Annotated in this window: 17 protein-coding genes; 3 read left to right on the top strand and 14 right to left on the bottom strand. The window is 69.6% G+C overall.

Translation table 11 applies throughout. From position 1 onward, the window contains the following. Positions 1–22 precede the first annotated feature (22 nt). From IE246_RS22540 to IE246_RS22530, 3 genes are all read right to left on the bottom strand, one after another. Positions 23–1,186, bottom strand: a complete 1,164-nt coding sequence (locus tag IE246_RS22540; protein ID WP_189993911.1) for an ABC transporter substrate-binding protein — start codon at positions 1,184–1,186, stop codon at positions 23–25. Between the two features lie 205 nt (positions 1,187–1,391). Further along, positions 1,392–2,177, bottom strand: coding sequence for an ABC transporter permease (locus IE246_RS22535; RefSeq protein ID WP_189993909.1), 786 nt, complete (start codon positions 2,175–2,177; stop codon positions 1,392–1,394). A gap of 10 nt (positions 2,178–2,187) precedes the next feature. Next, the gene (locus tag IE246_RS22530; protein WP_189993907.1) at positions 2,188–3,057 is read right to left on the bottom strand and encodes an ABC transporter permease; all 870 of its coding nucleotides are present in this window, start codon (positions 3,055–3,057) and stop codon (positions 2,188–2,190) included. A gap of 109 nt (positions 3,058–3,166) precedes the next feature. Here IE246_RS22530 and IE246_RS22525 point away from each other — a divergent pair, with 109 nt between their 5' ends. Beyond that, positions 3,167–4,177: a LysR family transcriptional regulator gene (locus tag IE246_RS22525; protein WP_229837441.1), complete on the top strand. Its 1,011-nt coding sequence runs from the start codon at positions 3,167–3,169 to the stop codon at positions 4,175–4,177. 87 nt (positions 4,178–4,264) lie between these two features. Here the strand turns inward: IE246_RS22525 and IE246_RS22520 are convergent, their stop codons facing one another. Further along, positions 4,265–4,816 (bottom strand): PAS domain-containing protein, encoded by a 552-nt coding sequence (locus IE246_RS22520; protein ID WP_189993905.1) that lies wholly within the window; start codon positions 4,814–4,816, stop codon positions 4,265–4,267. A 65-nt stretch (positions 4,817–4,881) separates the two neighbouring features. Here IE246_RS22520 and IE246_RS22515 point away from each other — a divergent pair, with 65 nt between their 5' ends. Further along, positions 4,882–5,847 (top strand): DMT family transporter, encoded by a 966-nt coding sequence (locus IE246_RS22515; protein ID WP_229837440.1) that lies wholly within the window; start codon positions 4,882–4,884, stop codon positions 5,845–5,847. A 10-nt stretch (positions 5,848–5,857) separates the two neighbouring features. Here the strand turns inward: IE246_RS22515 and IE246_RS22510 are convergent, their stop codons facing one another. After that, on the bottom strand, positions 5,858–6,730 hold the full coding sequence (locus IE246_RS22510) for a phytanoyl-CoA dioxygenase family protein (protein ID WP_189993903.1): 873 nt from the start codon (positions 6,728–6,730) through the stop codon (positions 5,858–5,860). Positions 6,731–6,861: 131 nt separating this feature from the next. Here IE246_RS22510 and IE246_RS22505 point away from each other — a divergent pair, with 131 nt between their 5' ends. Next, positions 6,862–7,635, top strand: coding sequence for an SDR family NAD(P)-dependent oxidoreductase (locus IE246_RS22505; protein WP_189993901.1), 774 nt, complete (start codon positions 6,862–6,864; stop codon positions 7,633–7,635). On the opposite strand, the gene IE246_RS22500 is transcribed toward IE246_RS22505, so the two are convergent. The 9 genes from IE246_RS22500 to IE246_RS22460 all read right to left on the bottom strand — a co-directional run bounded on the left by IE246_RS22500 (position 7,636) and on the right by IE246_RS22460 (position 17,649). After that, the gene (locus tag IE246_RS22500; RefSeq protein ID WP_189993899.1) at positions 7,636–8,232 is read right to left on the bottom strand and encodes a LysE family translocator; all 597 of its coding nucleotides are present in this window, start codon (positions 8,230–8,232) and stop codon (positions 7,636–7,638) included. A gap of 77 nt (positions 8,233–8,309) precedes the next feature. Then, complete coding sequence (locus tag IE246_RS22495; protein WP_189993897.1) at positions 8,310–9,500, bottom strand: glycosyltransferase family 4 protein; 1,191 nt, start codon at positions 9,498–9,500, stop codon at positions 8,310–8,312. A 240-nt stretch (positions 9,501–9,740) separates the two neighbouring features. Beyond that, the gene (locus IE246_RS22490) at positions 9,741–10,889 is read right to left on the bottom strand and encodes an iron-containing alcohol dehydrogenase (RefSeq protein WP_189993895.1); all 1,149 of its coding nucleotides are present in this window, start codon (positions 10,887–10,889) and stop codon (positions 9,741–9,743) included. A 5-nt stretch (positions 10,890–10,894) separates the two neighbouring features. Further along, positions 10,895–12,277 carry an aldehyde dehydrogenase family protein gene (locus IE246_RS22485; RefSeq protein WP_189993893.1) on the bottom strand — a complete coding sequence of 461 codons (1,383 nt, stop codon included), beginning with the start codon at positions 12,275–12,277 and terminating at the stop codon, positions 10,895–10,897. Positions 12,278–12,296: 19 nt separating this feature from the next. Then, positions 12,297–13,664 (bottom strand): glutamine synthetase family protein, encoded by a 1,368-nt coding sequence (locus tag IE246_RS22480; protein ID WP_189993891.1) that lies wholly within the window; start codon positions 13,662–13,664, stop codon positions 12,297–12,299. 229 nt (positions 13,665–13,893) lie between these two features. Next, a complete protein-coding gene (locus tag IE246_RS22475) occupies positions 13,894–14,928 on the bottom strand; it encodes a TRAP transporter substrate-binding protein (protein ID WP_189993889.1) in 1,035 nt (344 codons plus the stop codon). Between the two features lie 56 nt (positions 14,929–14,984). Beyond that, on the bottom strand, positions 14,985–16,307 hold the full coding sequence (locus IE246_RS22470; RefSeq protein WP_189993887.1) for a TRAP transporter large permease: 1,323 nt from the start codon (positions 16,305–16,307) through the stop codon (positions 14,985–14,987). Further along, the gene (locus IE246_RS22465) at positions 16,307–16,813 is read right to left on the bottom strand and encodes a TRAP transporter small permease subunit (RefSeq protein ID WP_189993885.1); all 507 of its coding nucleotides are present in this window, start codon (positions 16,811–16,813) and stop codon (positions 16,307–16,309) included. The genes IE246_RS22470 and IE246_RS22465 overlap by 1 nt, the downstream gene beginning before the upstream one ends. Before the next feature lie 17 nt (positions 16,814–16,830). Beyond that, the gene (locus IE246_RS22460; RefSeq protein ID WP_189993883.1) at positions 16,831–17,649 is read right to left on the bottom strand and encodes an N-formylglutamate amidohydrolase; all 819 of its coding nucleotides are present in this window, start codon (positions 17,647–17,649) and stop codon (positions 16,831–16,833) included. Between the last annotated feature and the right edge of the window lie 19 nt (positions 17,650–17,668).

The raw sequence follows: 17,668 nt of genomic DNA, 5'->3' as shown, positions 1-17,668 counted from the left end.
CGGCCCCGGCGACGCGCCGCCGTCAGGCGCCCTTCTTGATGCGGTTCCAGGCCTTGCGCTGCTGCTTCTCGACCGGGTTCCACTTGTCGGGGTCGCGGAACACCAGCCCGGCCAGCTTGCCGGTCGGATCGTAGGCCGGCAGCTTCTCGATGACCGGCGTCATCGCGACCTTCTGCGGGTCGAGGGACGGCGGGTACTTCTGGCCCTCGGCCACCGCGATCGCGGTCTGCGGGTCGAGCATGAAGTTCAGCAGCTCCTCGGCCTCGGCCATCGGCGAGCCCTTGAGCACGAACATGCTCTCCATCCAGGCGAGCCCGTTCTTCGGGTCGAGATAGCCGATCGGATGGCCCTGGGCCTGCAGGGCGGCGACCCGGCCGGACCACGCCTCGGTGACCCAGATCTCGCCCTTGGCCAGCAGGTCCATCAGCTCGGCGCCCGAGCTCCAGTACTTCAGCACCAGGGAGCGGTGCTCGCGCACCTTGTCCCAGACCGCGTCCCAGTCCTCGATGTCGTTCGGGTCCTGGCCGGACTGCAGGGCGCCGTACCAGGCCCGATTGGCCCAGTCGCCGCCCCAGCCGCCGATCTTGCCCTTCAGCTCCTTGGCCAGCAGCAGGTCGGCGCCGAGCTTCTCGGCCTGCTCCCTGGAGACGTGCTCGGTGTTGTAGGCGATGCCGGTGGTGCCGTAGTCGTAGGGCACGGCCGACAGGCTGTCCGGCGTGATCGCCCGGAACGGCGCCATGATCGAGTCCATGACGTTGTCGACGTTCGGGATGTTGGCCAGGTTGAGCTCGGTGCCGTAGCCGGCGTCGACCCAGCGCTTGTACCAGCTCACCCCCGAGGAATGCAGGATGTTGTGGCCGTCGGTGCTGCCGGCGGCCCGGACCTTGGTCAGCACCTCGGCCTCGCCGCCGAATGTGGCGTCGATCACGGTGTTGCCGGTCTTCTTCTCGTAGGGATCGAAGGCGTGCTTGCGCAGCGCCTCGCTGACCACGCCGCCCCAGCCCTCGAAGTGCAGCTCGGTACCGGCGGCGAGCGCCCGGCGCGACAGCCCGGTCATGACCCCGCCGGACACCCCGGCCGCCATCCCGGCGAAACCGAGCAGGCGGAAGAAGGTCCGGCGGTCGACGTCGCCGTTGCCGAGCCGCTCGCGCAGAACCTCGTAGCGTTTCGTGCTGTCGATCTTCATCTGTCGTCTCCCTGTTCTTGACGATTGGTTGGTTGTTGTCGGTCGGCACCGATGGAGCGGATGGGTCCCTGCTCGCCGCTTCGCGCCGGCCGGGATGAGGCAAGCGAACGGGAAGGCAGTACCCTCACACCCTCATCCCGGCCGCAGCGGCAACGCCGCGAAGAGCCGGGACCCACGGTGCGACGGGCGCCGGTTCGCGCCGCGCTCATTGCCGCCGCCGCGCGAAGTAGCGGGCCAGGGCGCCGGCGGCGAGCGGCACGCCGACGGTGACCACGATCATCACGAATCCGAGCGCGTTGATCTCCGGGCTCACCGAGTTGCGCAGCATGCCGAAGATCTGGGTCGGCACGGTCTCGGTGCCGGCCGGGCGCCAGAAGATGGTGGCGGTGATGTTGTCGAACGAGATCGTGAAGGCGAACAGCGCGCCCGCGAACACCGCCGGCATCAGCAGCGGCAGGGTGATCTGCCAGAAGGTCTCGAGCGGCGAGGCGCCGAGGCTGCGGGCCGCCTCCTCGTAGTCGCGCCGGATCCCGACCAGCCGGGCCTGCACCACCAGCACCACGAACGGCAGCGCGATCATGGTGTGGCCAAGCAGCAGCAGCAGGAACGACCGCGGCATCGACAGCCAGCGCAGGAAGATCAGCAGCCCGACCGCCAGCACCGTCTCCGGCACCAGCACCGGCGAGATCAGCAGCGCGGTGATCCAGTCCTTGCCCCGGAACCGGTAGCGGACCAGCGCCAGCGACGCCAGGATGCCCAGCGTGGTGGCGCAGGCCGCGGTCAGCAGACCGAGCGAGAACGAGGTCTCGAAGGCCCGCATGATCGCTTCGTTCTCGAACAGCCGGCGGAACCAGCGCAGGCTGAATCCCTCGATCGGGAAGCCGCTGAACTGCGAGCTGTTGAAGGCCAGCAGCAGGACCACCGCCACCGGTGCGAACATGAACACGTAGACCGCGACCGCATACGCCCTGATCCAACCCCATGCCCGCATCGCGCCGCCCCTACCCGAACGCCTTGGACAGCTGGTTCAGGCGCATGAACCGGCTGTACACCACGACCACCACGCCGAGCAGGACCAGCAGGGCGAAGGACAGGGTGGCGCCCATCGGCCAGTTCAGCTCCGACAGCACCGCGTCGTAGATCAGGTTGCCGAACAGGAAGTCGTCGGGGCCGCCGAGGATCAGCGGCGTCACGTAGCTGCCGGCGGTCAGCACGAACACCAGCAGGCAGCCGGCGGCGAGCCCGGGCAGCGACAGCGGCAGCGTGACCTCGAGGAACGCCTGCCAGGGGGTGCAGCCGAGGGTCCGGGCGGCCGGCTCCAGGTTGCGGTCGATCCCTTCCAGGCTGACGTACACGTTCAGGATCATGTACGGCAGGAACACGTGGATGAAGCCGACGATCACCGCGAACTCGTTGAACATCATGGGCAGCGGCTCGTCGATCACCCCCAGCCACAGCAGCAGGCCGTTGATCGCCCCCTGGTTGCCCATGATGTGGATCCAGGACAGCGTCCGGATGATGAAGCTGACCCAGAACGGCAGGATCAGCAGCAGCAGCAGCAGCCATTTGTGCCGGAACCGGGTGTTGGCGATGAAGTAGGCCGGGACGTAGCCCAGCACCGCCGCCAGGACGGTGACGATCGCCGACAGCCGGAAGGTCTTCCAGATCGCATCGTGATAGTAGCCGTCGGTCAGCAGTTCCCGCCAGTTGCCGAACTGGAAGGCCGGCGCGTCCAGGCCGAGGTCGATGTTCTCGTAGAACGAATAGACCAGGATGAACGACATCGGCACGACCACCAGCAGGGCGATCGCCAGCAGCGCCGGAGACAGCAGATACCAGGGCCGGGGGTCGATTTCACGCGCCTGCGCCATCGGGTTTCCGCAACTCCGCCTTTCGGGCGGCCCGCGCCTCGGACCGACGGCGGAGTATCGCAACGGCCAAATCTATAGTACAAATTGATATTCACTATCCGGAGCATTGATGGAGATTATGCAGCCCCCGCGTGCCGACCTGTCCGAGAAGTTCGTCGGCGAGCTCGACTGGAACCTGCTGCGGACCTTCGTGATCATCGTCCAGGAGGGCGGGATCACCGCCGCCGCGCACCGCCTGCTGCTGCGCCAGCCGACCGTCAGCCAGGCCCTGCAGCGCCTGGAAGGCCGGCTCGGCGCCCGGCTGATCGAGCGCGGCCGCGGGGTGTTCCGGGTGACCGCCGCCGGCCGCGAGCTGTACCGGGAATGCGTCGGGATCTACGGCAGCATCGCCCGGCTGGCCGATGTCGCGACGGCGGCGTCTCAGACGATCACCGGCAACGTGCACATCTCGCTGGCCAGCCACGTGATCACGCCGCTGCTCGACGACACCATCGCCGCGTTCCACGCCGCGCACCCGGGCGCCACCTACCGGATCAAGATCGAGACCAGCGCCGACGTCGCCCGCAGCGTGCAGGAAGGCACCGCCAGCCTGGGGATCTGCCTGGTGAACAAGCGGCTGCCGCAGCTCGACTACCAGATGATCTACCGCGAGTTCTTCGGCTTCTTCTGCGGCCCGGCGCATCCGCTGTTCGGCCGCAAGGGCCTGCGGCTGGACGATCTGCGCGGCCTGGCCGCGGTGTCGTTCGACACCGACTATGTCGGCGACGCGCTCAGGCCGGTCGCGCTGCTGCGCCGGCAGTACGAGCTCGGCCAGCCGGTGGTCGGCCAGTCGCCGCACCTCGAGGAGGTCCGGCGCATGGTATTGTGCGGCCTCGGCATCGGGCCGCTGCCGATCCACGTGATGGAACGCGACGTCAGAGACGGCCTGCTGTGGCGGCTGCCGCCGTACCGCGACCCGCCGGCGATCGACATCTACCTGGTGACCAACCCGAAGCGCGGGCGGAACCGGGCCGAAGCCGGCTTCATCGCGGCGCTGCGCCGGCGCATCGCCGACACCCCGGTCGCGCAGCGCACCTACAGCGGAACCGTTGACCCGCGGAACCCGACAAATCCCGCATAGGGTGAATCGACCGCCCGCTTCCGCTATGCCGACCGAAAGCCGCGGCCGGCTCAGCGGGGGAAGGGCGGCGAACCGATCCGTCGCCCCTCAGTCGCGGAAGTCCGGCAGGCCCGCCCCGATGTCGATGTAGGTGCGGCGCATCACGTTCATGACCTGCAGCTGGTCGACCTCCGGTCCCACGATCTCGCGCTCGCGGGCCGGGCTCGAGCAGAAGTAGACCAGGTTGGCGACGTCGCCGTCGCCGCGCATCGGGAACGCGATCGACTCGCGGGTCATGATCCGGCCGGCCCGGGTGACCGACCTCAGCTGCACCAGCATGCCGGCCGGCTGCTCGCAGATCACGTGGATCGCCCGCGATGCCTTCGGCCGCCGCGGCTCGTCGACGAAGTCCAGGTAGTTGCGGCCGGTGATCTCCTGGCCGTAGTCCTGGATCACCGCCGAGCCGACCAGCCGCAGCCGCAGCATCTCGGGCGAGACCAGCTCGTGAATCACCATGTTCGGCAGCAGGCGCGGGATCGCTTCCGGCCGGAACCGGTCGCGGTGCGGAATCAGCGCCGTCTTGGGCAGCGACCCCCAATACGCCGCGAACGCCCGCGAGCGTTCCTCGCTGGTCTCGATGCCGTCGAGCAGGTCTGCCACTTGCCGTGACCCCGTCCCCGGTTGATGTTGCACGTCCCGCCGGCAATCTAGCACGTCCGGACGGTGTGCAGGGGCGATCGTGTCGACGCCCGGCGACCGGTGCGCTAAGACTGCGCCGTCAATCGCCGCGGGAGGCGGCCCTGTCCACCACCGGATATCTCGACGACAGCCGCCGCGGAACCGGCATCCTGCTGATGGTGGCGGCGTTCCTGCTGTTCACCTTCCTCGACACCTCGGCCAAGCTGCTGGCGCAGGAGATGAACAGCCTGCAGATCGTGTGGGCACGGTTCGTCGGCCACGCGGTGCTGGTCGCCGCCGTGCTGCTGCCGCGCAAGGGCACCCGGGTGCTGGCGTCCTCGAACCTGAAGCTGCAGATCGTCCGCTCGATCTTCCTGTTCATGTCGACCATCCTGAACTTCTTCGCGCTGCGCTGGCTGCAGCTCGCCACCACCTCGTCGATCATGTTCACGGTGCCGCTGCTGGTCGCCGCCCTGTCGGTGCCGCTGCTGGGCGAGCGGGTCGGCTGGCGGCGCTGGACGGCGATCGCCGTCGGCTTCGTCGGGGTGCTGATCATCGTGCGGCCGGGCGGCGCCACCCTGCACTGGGCGATCGGCCTGTCGCTGTGCAACGCGGTGGCGGTGGCGCTGTACCAGATCACCACGCGCAAGCTGGCGGCGCGCGACCATTCCGACACCACCTCGCTGTACTCGCCGCTGTTCGGCACGGTCGTGCTGGTGCCGCTGCTGCCGTTCATCTGGGAGCCGCCGTCGGGGCCGCTGGCCTGGGCGCTGCTGTGCATGCTCGGGGTGTTCGGCGGGGTCGGCCACTGGCTGCTGATCATCGCCCACCGGTTCGCCCCGGCCTCGCTGCTCGCACCCTTCAGCTATACCGGCATCCTGTGGATGACGACCGCCGGCTTCCTGGTGTTCGGCCACCTGCCGGACGAATGGACCGTTGTCGGCGCCGCCGTGGTGGTGGCCAGCGGCCTGTACGTGTTCCACCGCGAGCAGGTGCGCAAGAGCACCTCCTGATCCCTGCCTGCTAGCGCCGTGCGGCGATCCAGCGCTCGTCCTCGCGCCCGGCCTTGGAGCCGGCGATCTCCGGCGGGTCGTTCGGCTTGGACGAGAAGTTCTCGGTCGCCCCGTCGGCCAGCTTCATCCCGGCCGCCTTGATGGCGTCGTCCTCGACCACGGCGATCGGCGAGTAGAACGGGTGGTGATGGGCGAGATACGGATCGTTGCCGCGGGCGTTGTAGCAGCAGATCAGGGTCCAGCGCCGATTGTCGCTCTCGTTGCGGTCGGACCGGTGCAGGGTGTTGCAGTGGAAGAACACCCCGTCGCCCGGCTCCATCTCGCAGTACACCCGCTCCAGCCGCTCGAGCGCCTTCCCGACCCGCACCGGATCGGCCCCGACCTGGCTGCCCTCCAGCATCTTGTGGTCGATCCGGCCCATGCGGTTGGAGCCGCGCAGCACCTGCAGGCAGCCGTTGTCGCGGTCGGTGCGGTCGAGCGCGATCTGCACGCTGGCCATGTCCGGGAACAGGCAGCCGTTGTTGTACCAGTAGCCGTAGTCCTGGTGCCATTCCCAGGCCCCGCCGACCCGCGGTTCCTTGGCCGTCAGCTTGGAGTGGTAGTGGTAGACCTCGTCGCCCAGCAGGTCGGCCATGGCGTCGACGATCCGGCGCGACCTCGCCGCCAGGCCGTAGACGCTGTCGCCGGGGTGGTTCCAGCTCACCATCTTCGTGGCCTTGCCGCCGGAATCGAAGCGGTCGTACAGGTTGCGCCTGACCTCGGGGTCGGTCTCCATGGCGGCCCGCAGCAGGGCGGTCTCCTCGGCGTCGAACAGGCTGCGGGCGATGAAGTAGCCGTCGCGGTGGAAGGCGGCGCGCGCCGCGTCGTCGAGGGCGAAGGCCATGGCGTCTCTCCCGGGGATCCTGTCGGTCGGTAACAACGCTAGGCCCGGCGGGACCTCCCGTCAAAGCGGGTTGTGGCCCGCCGGCACCGCCCATACCCTGCCGGTTCCCTTATCCCGCGGACGAGACGACCATGGCCATCGCGACCACGCTGTTCGACCTGACCGGACGCACCATCCTGATCACCGGCGCCTCGCGCGGGATCGGCTTCGCGATGGCCAAGGCCTGCGCCGAACACGGCGCGCGCGTCGTGCTGAACGGCCGCAACCCGGACACCCTGGCCGCCAAGGTCGACGAACTGGCGGCCGCCGGCCACGACGCCGAGGGCGAGGCGTTCGACGTCACCGACGAGGCGGCGGCGACCGCCGCGCTCGACCGCGTCGTCGCCCGCCACGGCGCGATCTGGGGGCTGATCGCCAATGCCGGCGTGCAGCACCGGGTGCCGGTGCTGGAGTTCCCGACCGAGGATTTCCGCCGGGTGGTCGAGACCAACCTGACCGCCTGCTTCGTGCTCGGGCGCGAGGCGGCGAAGCGGATGGTGCAGACCGGCGGCGGCTCGATCGTCAACACCGTGTCGATGCTGGGCCCGATCGCGCGGCCGACGGTGCCGGCCTACATCGCCGCCAAGGAGGGCCTGCGCGCCCTGACCCGCGCCATGGCGGTCGAGCTCGGCGGCCGCGGCGTCCGGGTCAACGCGGTCGCCCCCGGCTACGTCGCCACCGAGATGAACACCGCGCTGATCGAGAACGAGCAGTTCAACAGCTGGGTGGTCGGCCGCACCCCGATGGGCCGTTGGGCCCAGCCGGAGGAGCTCGGCGGCGCCGCGGTCTACCTGATGAGCCCGGCCGGCGCCTTCGTCAGCGGCCACGTGCTCAGCGTCGACGGCGCCATGAGCGTGGCGGTGTAGCTACCGCAGCACCGTGTACGCCACCGAGGCCAGCAGCAGGCCGGCGAGCGACCAGTTCAGCGCCCTTCCGGTGCGCGGGTTGCGCAGCACCGACGAGAACGCGGCGCCGATGCCGAGCCAGGCGGTGTTCACGGTGACGTTCACGCCGATCAGCACGGCGATCTTCAACGCGGTGTCCAGCACCGGGTCGCCGGGCACGATGCTGCCGCTGGCGTACACCGCGCCGATCGCGGCGTAGGCCTTGGGGTTGACCAGCGACAGCAGGTAGCCGCCGGCGGTCGTCGGCTCCCTCCCCGGCTCGGCCGCGGTGCGGACCACCGGGGCGGTGGCGATCTTCCAGGCCAGGTACAGCAGGTAGGCGAGGCCGATGCCGGTCAGGACGGGCACGGCGGCCGGCAATGCCAGCACCATGCCGGTGATGCCGGCCGCCACCATCAGCAGCACCGTCGAGTTGCCGAGCAGGATGCCGGCGAGATAGCGCAGGCCGGGCCGGAAGCCGAAGCTGGAGCCGGTGGCCGCCAGGCTGACGATCGCCGGGCCGGGGCTGCCCATCAGCGGCAGCGCCACCGTCAGCAGGGCGATGGTGTTCTCGAGCATCCGGGAGTTCCGACGGAAGTCACGCGGGCGGGAGGCGGCATGATAGGGCGGTTGCGGCCGCCCGGCCCAAGCTTTTGTCAGGCCTGCCCTTCGATCAGCCCCATCAGCTTGTCGAGCTGAGCCGCCCAGGTGAACCGCGCCATGTGCGCGGCGCCGGCCGCCCCGATCGCCCGCGCCGCCTCGCGGTCCTGCCACACCCGCTCCAGCGCCTCGACGATCTCGTCCACGTCGGATTCGCCCCAGCCCTCGGTGCCGAGCCCGGGCTCGTCGGCCGCCACCGGGCGCTGGCTGCGCAGCGGGATGCAGGCGCCGTCGGCGATGATGTCGAGATGCCCGGTGTTGGCCGACAGGATGGTGGGCACGCCGCAGGCCATCGCCTCCATCGCCACCAGGTTGGTGCCGCCCTCGGCCCGGTTCGGGAACAGCGCCACGTCGGCCTCGCGCATCAGCAGCGGCAGCCGGTCGTGGGTGAAGAACCCGAACATCGTGATGTCGTTCAGGGCGACGCCGAGCTCGCGCATCCAGGACAGCCAGTCGATGCCCTTCTCCGGCGACACCGGCGGCGGACCGGCGACGTGCGGCGAGTGCCGGAACTGCGCGATGCCGCGCGACTGCTTCCAGACATTGCCCCAGACCGTGACCAGCAGGGCCTCAGGGTGCCGCGAGCGGAACGCGCGAACCGCCGCCAGCACGATGTCCTGGCCCTTGCGGTACTCCAGCTTGCCGCCGCTGAAGATCACGAAGCGGTCCCGGAAGTCGCCGCGCCGGGGCGCCGGGTGGAACACCGACGGGTCGATGCCCTGGATGCAGGAGACCGGGTTCGCGGCACCGAGCCCGGCCAGCATGTCGCGGCACCAGTCCGAGCCTGCGACCACCAGCGGGAAGGACGCGAAGCGCCGCCGGGCGGCCTCGCTGCAGGCGGTGTTCTCGATGAAGGTCAGCGCGACCTCCCGGTCGGCGGCGACGGCGACCCGGTTCGGCGCGAACGCCGGCTCGGCGTTGTTGCCGAGCGCGTGCGCCACCACCAGGCCGTTGCCGGGCCGGTACAGGTCGAACCATTGCCGGTCGCCGGCGACCGCCTTGGCCGAGGAGCGCACCATGTAGTCGAGCCGCGCGAACTGCAGCTCGTCGGTGCGGAAATCGGCCGCGCCCTGCAGCAGCACGGTCCGCGGCCCGCCGCGCCGGAACAGGTGGAGCGCCAGCTCCATCCCGTAGGTGCCCCAGCCGTAATTGCTGCCGATCTGCCAGTTCAGCCCGAGAGCCTTCATGGACGCGTCCCGCCCGTCATGGCCCGCCGCCGTGCCGGGGGGCGCTTCGGGGGCTGAAGATAGCCAGCAGGCGGCGCCGGGCAAGAGGCGACGTGGGGGAGTGGCGGGTCCCGGCTCTCCGGGGCTACACCCCTGCGGCCGGGATGAGGGCGGGAAGGCAGACCATACCCCGCCCCTCATCCCGGACGGCGCGCAGCGACGATCCGGGACCCACAAAGCGACGGGCGTTCCCGAAGGGGGTCAGATCACCTCGTGGAACAGCGCCTTGGCGGCGTCCAGGGTGAGCTCGACCGGGTTGCCGCCGGCGGTCGGGTCGACGATCGCCATGGCGGCCAGCTCGTCGATCCGGTCGGTGCCGACCCCGAGGTCGCGCAGCTTCTCCGGGATGCCCATCTCGGCCCGCAGCCTCAGTGCCAGGTCGTAGAACGCGTCGAAGCTGCTGCCGACCCCGAGATAGGCCGCCGCCGCCGCCAGCCGGTCCTCGACCGCTTCCCGGTTGAAGCGCAGCACCGCCGGCATCACCACCGCGTTGGTGGTGCCGTGGTGGGTGTTGTAGACCGCGCCGACCGGGTGCGAGAGCGCGTGGATGCCGCCGAGCCCCTTCTGGAAGGCGACCGCGCCCATGGCGGCGGCACTCATCATGTGGGCGCGCGCCTCGATGTCGGAGCCGTCGGCATAGGCCCGCGGCAGGTATTCCTTGACCAGCCGCATGCCCTCGAGCGCGATGCCCTGGCTCATCGGGTGGTAGAACGGGCTGCAGTACGCCTCCAGGCAGTGCGCGAAGGCGTCGAGCCCGGTGCCGGCGGTGATCGGCTTCGGCATGCCGACCGTCAGCTCGGGATCGCAGATCACCACCGACGGCAGGATCTTCGGGTGGAAGATCACCTTCTTCACGTGGCTCTGCGAGTTGGTCACGACGCCGGCGCGGCCGACCTCGGAGCCGGTGCCGGCGGTGGTCGGCACCGCGATGTTCGGCGCGATCGCGCTTGCGTCGGCCCGGGTCCACCAGTCGCCGATGTCCTCGAAGTCCCACACCGGCCGGGTCTGGCCGGCCTGGAACGCCACCAGCTTGCCGAGGTCGAGGCCGGAGCCGCCGCCGAACGCGATCACCCCGTCATGGCCGCCGGCCCTGAAGGCGTCGACGCCGGCCGCGAGGTTGACGTCGGTCGGGTTCGGGTCGACTTGCGAGAACATCGCCCGGCCCAGGCCCGCGGCCTCCAGGATGTCCAGGGTCGCCGCCGTGATCGGCAGGGCGGCGAGGCCGCGGTCGGTCACCAGCAGCGGTCGCTCGATGCCGGCGGCGGCGCAGGCCTGCGGCAGTTCCTTGATCCGGCCGGCGCCGAAGCGGATCGCGGTCGGGTAGCTCCAGTTCGCGGTCGGGGACGACATGCCGGTCACGCCTTCTTCAGATGGTAGGACTTGGGACGGGTGAGATTCTGGAAGCCGATGATCGACAGCGCGCCGCCGCGGCCGGTGTCCTTGCAGCCGGTCCAGCACAGGCCGGGGTCCAGGTAGTCGGCGCGGTTCATGAACACGGTGCCGGTCTCGATGCGGGCGCCGATCGCCGCGGCGCGCCCGGCGTCGCGGGTCCACAGCGAGGCGGTCAGGCCGAACTCGCTGTCGTTCATCAGCCGGACCGCCTCGTCGTCGCCCGACACCTTCATGATGCCGACCACCGGGGCGAAGGTCTCGTCGCGCATGACGGCCATGTCGTGGGTCACGTCGACCAGGATCTGCGGCATCAGGTAGGTGCCGCCGTCGTCCTGCGGGAACAGCTTCGGGTCGATCAGCGGCCGGGCGCCAGCGGCGACCGCCTCGGCGACCTGGGCGCGGGCCTCCTTCGCGAACCGCACATTGGCCATCGGGCCGAGCGTGGTTTCGGGATCGAGCGGGTCGCCGAGCCTGTAGCCGCTGACCATCGCCACCGCCTTCTCGACGAACGCGTCGTACAGGCTGTCGACCACGTAGATCCGCTCGATGCCGCAGCAGCACTGGCCGGAGTTGAACATGGCGCCGTCGATCAGGGTGTCGGCGGCGGCGTCCAGGTCGGCGTCGTCCATCACATAGCCTGGGTCCTTGCCGCCGAGTTCCAGCCCGAGCCCGGTGAAGGTGCCGGCCGCCGCCTTCTCGATGGCCCGGCCGCCGCCGACCGAGCCGGTGAAGTTGACGAAGTCGAACGCCCGGCCGGCGATCAGCGCCTCGGTGGTGGCGTGGTCCAGGAACAGGTTGACGAACAGCCCCTTGGGCAGCCCCGCCTCCTCGAACGCCCGCACCATGCGCTCGCCGACCAGCAGGGTCTGCGAGGCGTGCTTGAGCGCCACCGCGTTACCGGCGATCAGCGCCGGGGCGACGGTGTTGATCGCGGTCATGTACGGATAGTTCCAGGGCGCCACCACGAACACCACGCCGTGCGGCTCGCGCAGGATGCGGCGCTCGAAGCGATCGGAGTCCTCGACCACGACCGGTGCCAGCGCCGTCTCCGCGATGTCGGCCATGTAGGAGGCGCGCTCGTTCACGCCCCGGAACTCGCCGCCGTAGCGCACCGGCCGACCCATCATGCGGGCCAGCTCCGGCACCACCTCGTCGTTCATCTCGCCGAGCCGGGCGACGCCGGCGCGGACCAGGGCGATGCGCTCGGCCAGCGGCCGGGCGGCCCATTCCGCCTGCAGGCGGCGGGCCCCGTCGACGGCGGCGCGGGCGGCCTCCAGGGACATCGCCGGACGCTCGGCGAACACCGAGCCGTCGATCGGCGAGATGCAGCGGATCATCGTGCTCATCGTTTCCTCGCTTTGCGGGTCAGGCCCGCTCGAAGCCGCGCGCCACTTCCCAGTCGGTGACCTTGCGGTCGTATTCCGACTGCTCCCAGCTGGCGGCGTGCAGGTAGTGGTCGACGACGTCGTCGCCGAACGCCCGGCGCATGGTCTCCGAGCCGTCGAGCGCAGCGATCGCCTCGCGCAGGGTGGTCGGCACCTCCGGCACGCCGGTGCCGCCATAGGCGTCGCCGACGAAGGCCGGCTCCAGGGCGCGCTCGTTCTCGATGCCGTCGATGCCGGCGGCCAGCAGGGCCGCCATCGCCAGGTACGGGTTCAGGTCGGCGCCGCCGACCCGGCACTCGACGCGGACCGCCTTGGTGCCGGCGCCGCACACCCGGAAACCGGCGGTCCGGTTGTCCAGCGACCACACCGCCTTGGTCGGCGCGAAGGTGCCCTTCACGAAGCGCTTGTAGGAGTTGACGTAGGGCGCCAGGAACAGGGTGACGTCGCGGGCGTTGTGCAGCAGCCCGGCCATGTAGTGCCGCATGGTGTCGGACATGCCGTTCTCGGCGTCCGGGTCGTGGAACAGCGGCCTGCCGTCCAGGCTCCACAGCGACTGGTGGATGTGCGAGGAGTTGCCGGCGGCGTCCGTGTTCCACTTCGCCATGAAGCTGATCGACCGGCCCTTGGCCCAGGCGATCTCCTTGCAGGCGTTCTTGGTGATGGCGTGGCGGTCGGCCATGGTCAGGGCGTCGGCGTAGCGCACGTTGATCTCGCACTGGCCGGCATCGGCCTCGCCCTTGGAGTTCTCGACCGGAACGTCGGCACCCTGCAGCCCGTTGCGGATCGCCCGGATCACGTCCTCCTCCTTGGTGGTCTGGAAGATGTGATAGTCGGCGTTGTAGTTGCTGAGGGTCGCGAGATTGCGGTACCCGGCGGCGTGCGCGGCGTCGTAGCTGTCGCGGAACAGGAAGAACTCCAGCTCCGTGGCCATCATCGCCTTCATGCCCATGGCCTCGAGCCGGGCGATCTGCTTCTTCAGGATGGCGCGCGGGCCGTGCGGCACCTCGGCGTGGCCGTGGTGGTCGAGCACGTCGCACAGCACCAGGGCGGTGCCCTCCAGCCACGGCACCCGGCGCAGGGTCGAGAGGTCGGGCCGCATGGTGTAGTCGCCGTAGCCGGCCTCCCAGCTGGTCGACTTGTAGCCCTCGACCGTGGTCATCTCCAGGTCGGTCGCCAGCAGGTAGTTGCAGGAGTGCACCTCCTTCCAGGCGCTCTCGACGAAGTACTCGCCCTGCATGCGCTTGCCCATCAGCCGGCCCTGCATGTCGACCTGGGCGACGATCACCGTGTCGATCGTGCCGTCGGCCACGGCCTGCTTGAGTTCGTCGAGGGTCAGTCTGCCAGCCATGTCGTCCGTCGCGATGAGGGTTGATCGGGCGCTGCTGTATCACGTCCGCCGGGAAGCGCCAGTCCCGGCGAGTGGTGGGCGTATGCGTCGAGGCGGCCGGTGGGTCCCGGCTCTCCGCGGCGTCGCCGCTACGGCCGGGATGAGGGGGGTGGAGAAGCGCCTCCCCCGCCCCTCATCCCGGAGCGGCCCGCCGGCAGGCGGGACGCATCCGGGACCCACACCCTTGCCGTCAGCTGTACCGGTACGGGCGACCGGCCTTCTGCATGTCGGCGTTGTACTTCTTGAAGATGTCCACGACCTTCTTCTTGGTCTCGGACTCGGCGGCGATCTCGTCCCAGAACTTGACGGCCGCCTTCTCGACCTGGTCCCACTCGGCGTCGGGGATGGTGGTCAGCTTCATCTTGGTGCCGTTGACCCGCAGCGACGCCTCGCCGCCCCAGTACCACCACTGGCGGTAGTAGTGGCTGCTGTCCATGGTCAGCTTCAGCAGCTCCTTGAGGTCGTCGGGCAGCTCGTTCCAGCGGTCCATGTTGGCGAAGAACGAGCCGGCCCAGGCGCCGGAGATGTTGTTGGTCAGGAAGTAGTCGGTCACGTCGGCCCAGCCGACGGTGTAGTCCTCGGTGATGCCCGACCAGGCGATGCCGTCGAGCTCGCCGGTCTGGACCGCGACCTCGATGTCCTCCCACGGCAGGGTGACCGGCACCACGCCGAACTGCGCCATGAACCGGCCGGCGGTCGGGAAGGTGAACACCCGCTTGCCCTTCAGGTCCTCGAGGCTGTTGATCGGCTCCTTGGTGGCGAAGTGGCAGGGGTCCCAGGCCCCGGCCGACAGATGCTTGACGCCGACCTTGGAGTACTCGGCGTCCCAGATCTCGTTCAGGCCGTACTGGTTGAACAGCACCGGCACGTCCAGGCTGTAGCGGCTGGCGAACGGGAAGTAGCCGCCGAACACCGTCACCTCGGTCGGCGACGCCATGGAGTCGTCGTCGGACTGCACCGCGTCGATGGTGCCGCGCTGCATGGCGCGGAACAGCTCGGCGGTCGGGACCAGCTGATCGGCGAAGTACAGCTCGATCTGCATGCGGTCGCCGGCGATCTTGTTGAAGCTGTCGATCGCCGGCTTGACCACGTGCTCGGCCAGCGCCGGGCCGGCATAGGTCTGCATGCGCCACTTGATGGTCTTCTGGGCGTGCACGGCCGGGGCGGCCAGGGCGGCGGCGCCGCCGACCAGGCCGGTCGTCAGGATCTTGCGTCGTGTCGTCATGTTGAAGTCCCCTGTTCGTTCCGGGTTTCCGGCCCCTTGGCCGGGGCTCTCTGCGGTTATTTCGAGTAGACGGCGTGCGGCAGCCACAGCGCGATCTGCGGGAACGCCATGACCAGCGCCAGCGCGATCACCATCACCGCCACGAACGGCACGATCGAGCGGTAGATGTCGTGGATGCTGATGCTCGGCGGCGCCATCGCCCGCATCAGGAACAGGTTGTAGCCGAACGGCGGCGTCATGTAGGCGATCTGGGTGGTGATCGTGTACAGCACCCCGTACCAGATCAGGTCGAAGCCGAGCGCCTGCACCAGCGGTACGTAGAGCGGGGCGACGATCACCAGCATCGCGGTGTCGTCCAGGAACGTGCCCATGACGATGAAGCTGAGCTGCATCAGGATCAGGATCATCCAGGGCGACAGGCCGAGCTGCTCGGTGAACAGGTCCTCGATCGCCCGCACCGCGCCGAGCCCGTCGAACACCGCCCCGAAGCCGAGCGCCGCCAGGATGATCCACATGAACATGCAGGAGATCGCCAGGGTCTGGCGCACCGAGGTCTCGAACACCTCGCGGGTCATCCGGCGCTTCAGCACCGCCGCCAGGAACGCCGTCATGGCGCCGATCGCCGAACTCTCGACCAGCGAGGTCCAGCCGTTGACGAACGGCACCATCATGGCCGCGAAGATGCCGAGCGGCAGCAGGCCGGCGCGCAGCAGGCTCAGCTTCTCGGACAACGGGATGTCGCGTTCCTCGGCCGGCAGCACCGGCCCCAGGCGCGGCTGGAAGTGACAGCGGATCGCGATGTAGAGCACGAACAGCCCGGCCATCATCAGCCCCGGCACCACGCCGGCGAGCCAGAGCTGGCCGACCGGCTGGCGGGCGATCATGGCGTACAGCACCAGCACCACGGACGGCGGCACCAGGATGCCAAGGCTCGACCCGGCCTGGATGACGCCGGTGACCATGGTCTTGTCGTAGCCGCGGCGCAGCAGCTCGGGCAGGGCGATGGTGGCGCCGATCGCCATGCCGGCGACCGACAGGCCGTTCATGGCCGAGATCAGCACCATCAGGCCGATGGTCCCGATCGCCAGGCCGCCGCGCACCGGCCCCATCCAGACGTGGAACATGCGGTACAGGTCGTCGGCGATCCGCGACTCCGACAGCACGTAGCCCATGAAGATGAACATCGGCAGGGTCAGAAGCGGGTACCACTTCATCAGCTTCATGGCCGCCGAGAACGGGATGTCGGACCCGCCGGTGCCCCACAGCAGCATGGCGGCGGCGGCGCCGACGAAGCCGATGGCCCCGAACACCCGCTGCCCGGTCATGAGCATGAGCATCATGGCCGAGAACATCAGGATCGCGATCAGCTCGTACGACATCAGAGCTGCTCCCCGCGGATCCGGCCGAGGTCCTTGAAGAACTCGGCGACCGCCTGGAGGATCATCAGGCCGATGCCGACGCACATCACGATCTTGATGGGCCAGAGATACGGTCGCCAGGCCGTCGGGCTGCGCTCGCCGTACTCCAGCGAGTAGATCGTCGAGTTCAGGCCGCCGTACAGCAGCACGCCCAGGAAGTAGATCAGGAACAGCACGCTGAACGCGTCGACCCAGGCCTTGGTGCGCGGCGACCAGCTGCCGTAGACCAGGTCCATCCGGACGTTGGCGTCGAGCTGGATCGAGTACGGACCGCCGAGGATGTAGTAGGCGACCATCATGAACTGGGCCATCTCCAGCGTCCAAAGCGACGGCAGGAAGAAGGTCTTGGAGATCGACGACCACAGCAGGATGCCGACCAGCACGAAGATCAGGTACATCGCGATCCGCCCGACCCGCCGGTTCACGGCCTCGACGTAGCGCACGTACAGTTCGATCGCTCTCGGCATCGCTCCCCCGGCCGCGTTCAGCCGACCCGCGGCGATTGGCGTGAAGGGACGGAGCCGGCGGCGAGCTCGGCCTGCGCCGCCAGCAGCCACCGCGACAGCCGCCCGGCCATCGCCCGCTGGCTGACGCCGTCCCGGATCAGGTCGTTGCGGACCTCGATCATGACATTTCCCAGCCCGCGCGGCAGCGCCTGCGTCCGCAACGTATGCGTCACGCCGTCCTCGGGACCGTACGGCTGGTTGCGCCGGACCACAACGTCGGCGTCGGCCTCGGCAAGCCGCAGCACGGCGTCGGCGACCCGGGTGTCGGTATCGTGCAGGATCCCGACGTCGAGCTCGCGCCGGACCCCTTTGTACACCGGCGTGAAGGAATGGACGGTAACGATCACCGGCGCCTCGCCGGCGGCGACACGGCCGTCGATGCAGGCCGCCAGGGTGTCCCGGAACGGGACGTAGATCGCGTCCACCCTGGCCCGGCGCGCCTTCGGCGTAAGCCCGGCATTGCCCGGCACCGGGTGGATCTCGCTGATCTCGGGGATCGCGCTCTCGGACTCGGGCGGGCGGTTGCAGTCGTACATCAGGCGGGACATGCGCTGGGCGACCAGCGGCGCGTCCAGGATCCGCGACATCTCGCGCGCGACCGGCAGCGCCCCCGGATCCCAGGCGATATGGCTGGTGGTCAACCCGGGCCCGAGACCGAGGTCGTGCAGCTCCGGCGGGATGAAGTTCCCGGCATGCTCGCAGACCAGCACGAAGCCGCCGCGGCCGGCCGGGTTCACCACGTCGACGGGTCCCGTGCGCGGCAGACCGGCAGCGACGTTGGGAATCTTCGCGCGCATCGTGGTGTCCCCCGATCCC

Origin of the sequence: Thalassobaculum fulvum, from assembly GCF_014652915.1 — a bacterium.
GTDB classification, from domain to species: Bacteria; Pseudomonadota; Alphaproteobacteria; order Thalassobaculales; family Thalassobaculaceae; genus Thalassobaculum_A; species Thalassobaculum_A fulvum.
Note: the sequence above shows the minus strand (reverse complement) of the source record. Positions and strands in the feature narration are given on the sequence as shown.

Coding starts and splice junctions, on each gene's coding strand:
- IE246_RS22540 (WP_189993911.1), bottom strand. CDS start 1,186: ATGAAGATCGACAGCACGAAACGCTACGAGGTTCTGCGCGAGCGGCTC.
- IE246_RS22535 (WP_189993909.1), bottom strand. CDS start 2,177: ATGCGGGCATGGGGTTGGATCAGGGCGTATGCGGTCGCGGTCTACGTG.
- IE246_RS22530 (WP_189993907.1), bottom strand. CDS start 3,057: ATGGCGCAGGCGCGTGAAATCGACCCCCGGCCCTGGTATCTGCTGTCT.
- IE246_RS22525 (WP_229837441.1), top strand. CDS start 3,167: ATGGAGATTATGCAGCCCCCGCGTGCCGACCTGTCCGAGAAGTTCGTC.
- IE246_RS22510 (WP_189993903.1), bottom strand. CDS start 6,730: ATGGCCTTCGCCCTCGACGACGCGGCGCGCGCCGCCTTCCACCGCGAC.
- IE246_RS22505 (WP_189993901.1), top strand. CDS start 6,862: ATGGCCATCGCGACCACGCTGTTCGACCTGACCGGACGCACCATCCTG.
- IE246_RS22500 (WP_189993899.1), bottom strand. CDS start 8,232: ATGCTCGAGAACACCATCGCCCTGCTGACGGTGGCGCTGCCGCTGATG.
- IE246_RS22495 (WP_189993897.1), bottom strand. CDS start 9,500: ATGAAGGCTCTCGGGCTGAACTGGCAGATCGGCAGCAATTACGGCTGG.
- IE246_RS22490 (WP_189993895.1), bottom strand. CDS start 10,889: ATGTCGTCCCCGACCGCGAACTGGAGCTACCCGACCGCGATCCGCTTC.
- IE246_RS22485 (WP_189993893.1), bottom strand. CDS start 12,277: ATGAGCACGATGATCCGCTGCATCTCGCCGATCGACGGCTCGGTGTTC.
- IE246_RS22480 (WP_189993891.1), bottom strand. CDS start 13,664: ATGGCTGGCAGACTGACCCTCGACGAACTCAAGCAGGCCGTGGCCGAC.
- IE246_RS22475 (WP_189993889.1), bottom strand. CDS start 14,928: ATGACGACACGACGCAAGATCCTGACGACCGGCCTGGTCGGCGGCGCC.
- IE246_RS22470 (WP_189993887.1), bottom strand. CDS start 16,307: ATGTCGTACGAGCTGATCGCGATCCTGATGTTCTCGGCCATGATGCTC.
- IE246_RS22465 (WP_189993885.1), bottom strand. CDS start 16,813: ATGCCGAGAGCGATCGAACTGTACGTGCGCTACGTCGAGGCCGTGAAC.
- IE246_RS22460 (WP_189993883.1), bottom strand. CDS start 17,649: ATGCGCGCGAAGATTCCCAACGTCGCTGCCGGTCTGCCGCGCACGGGA.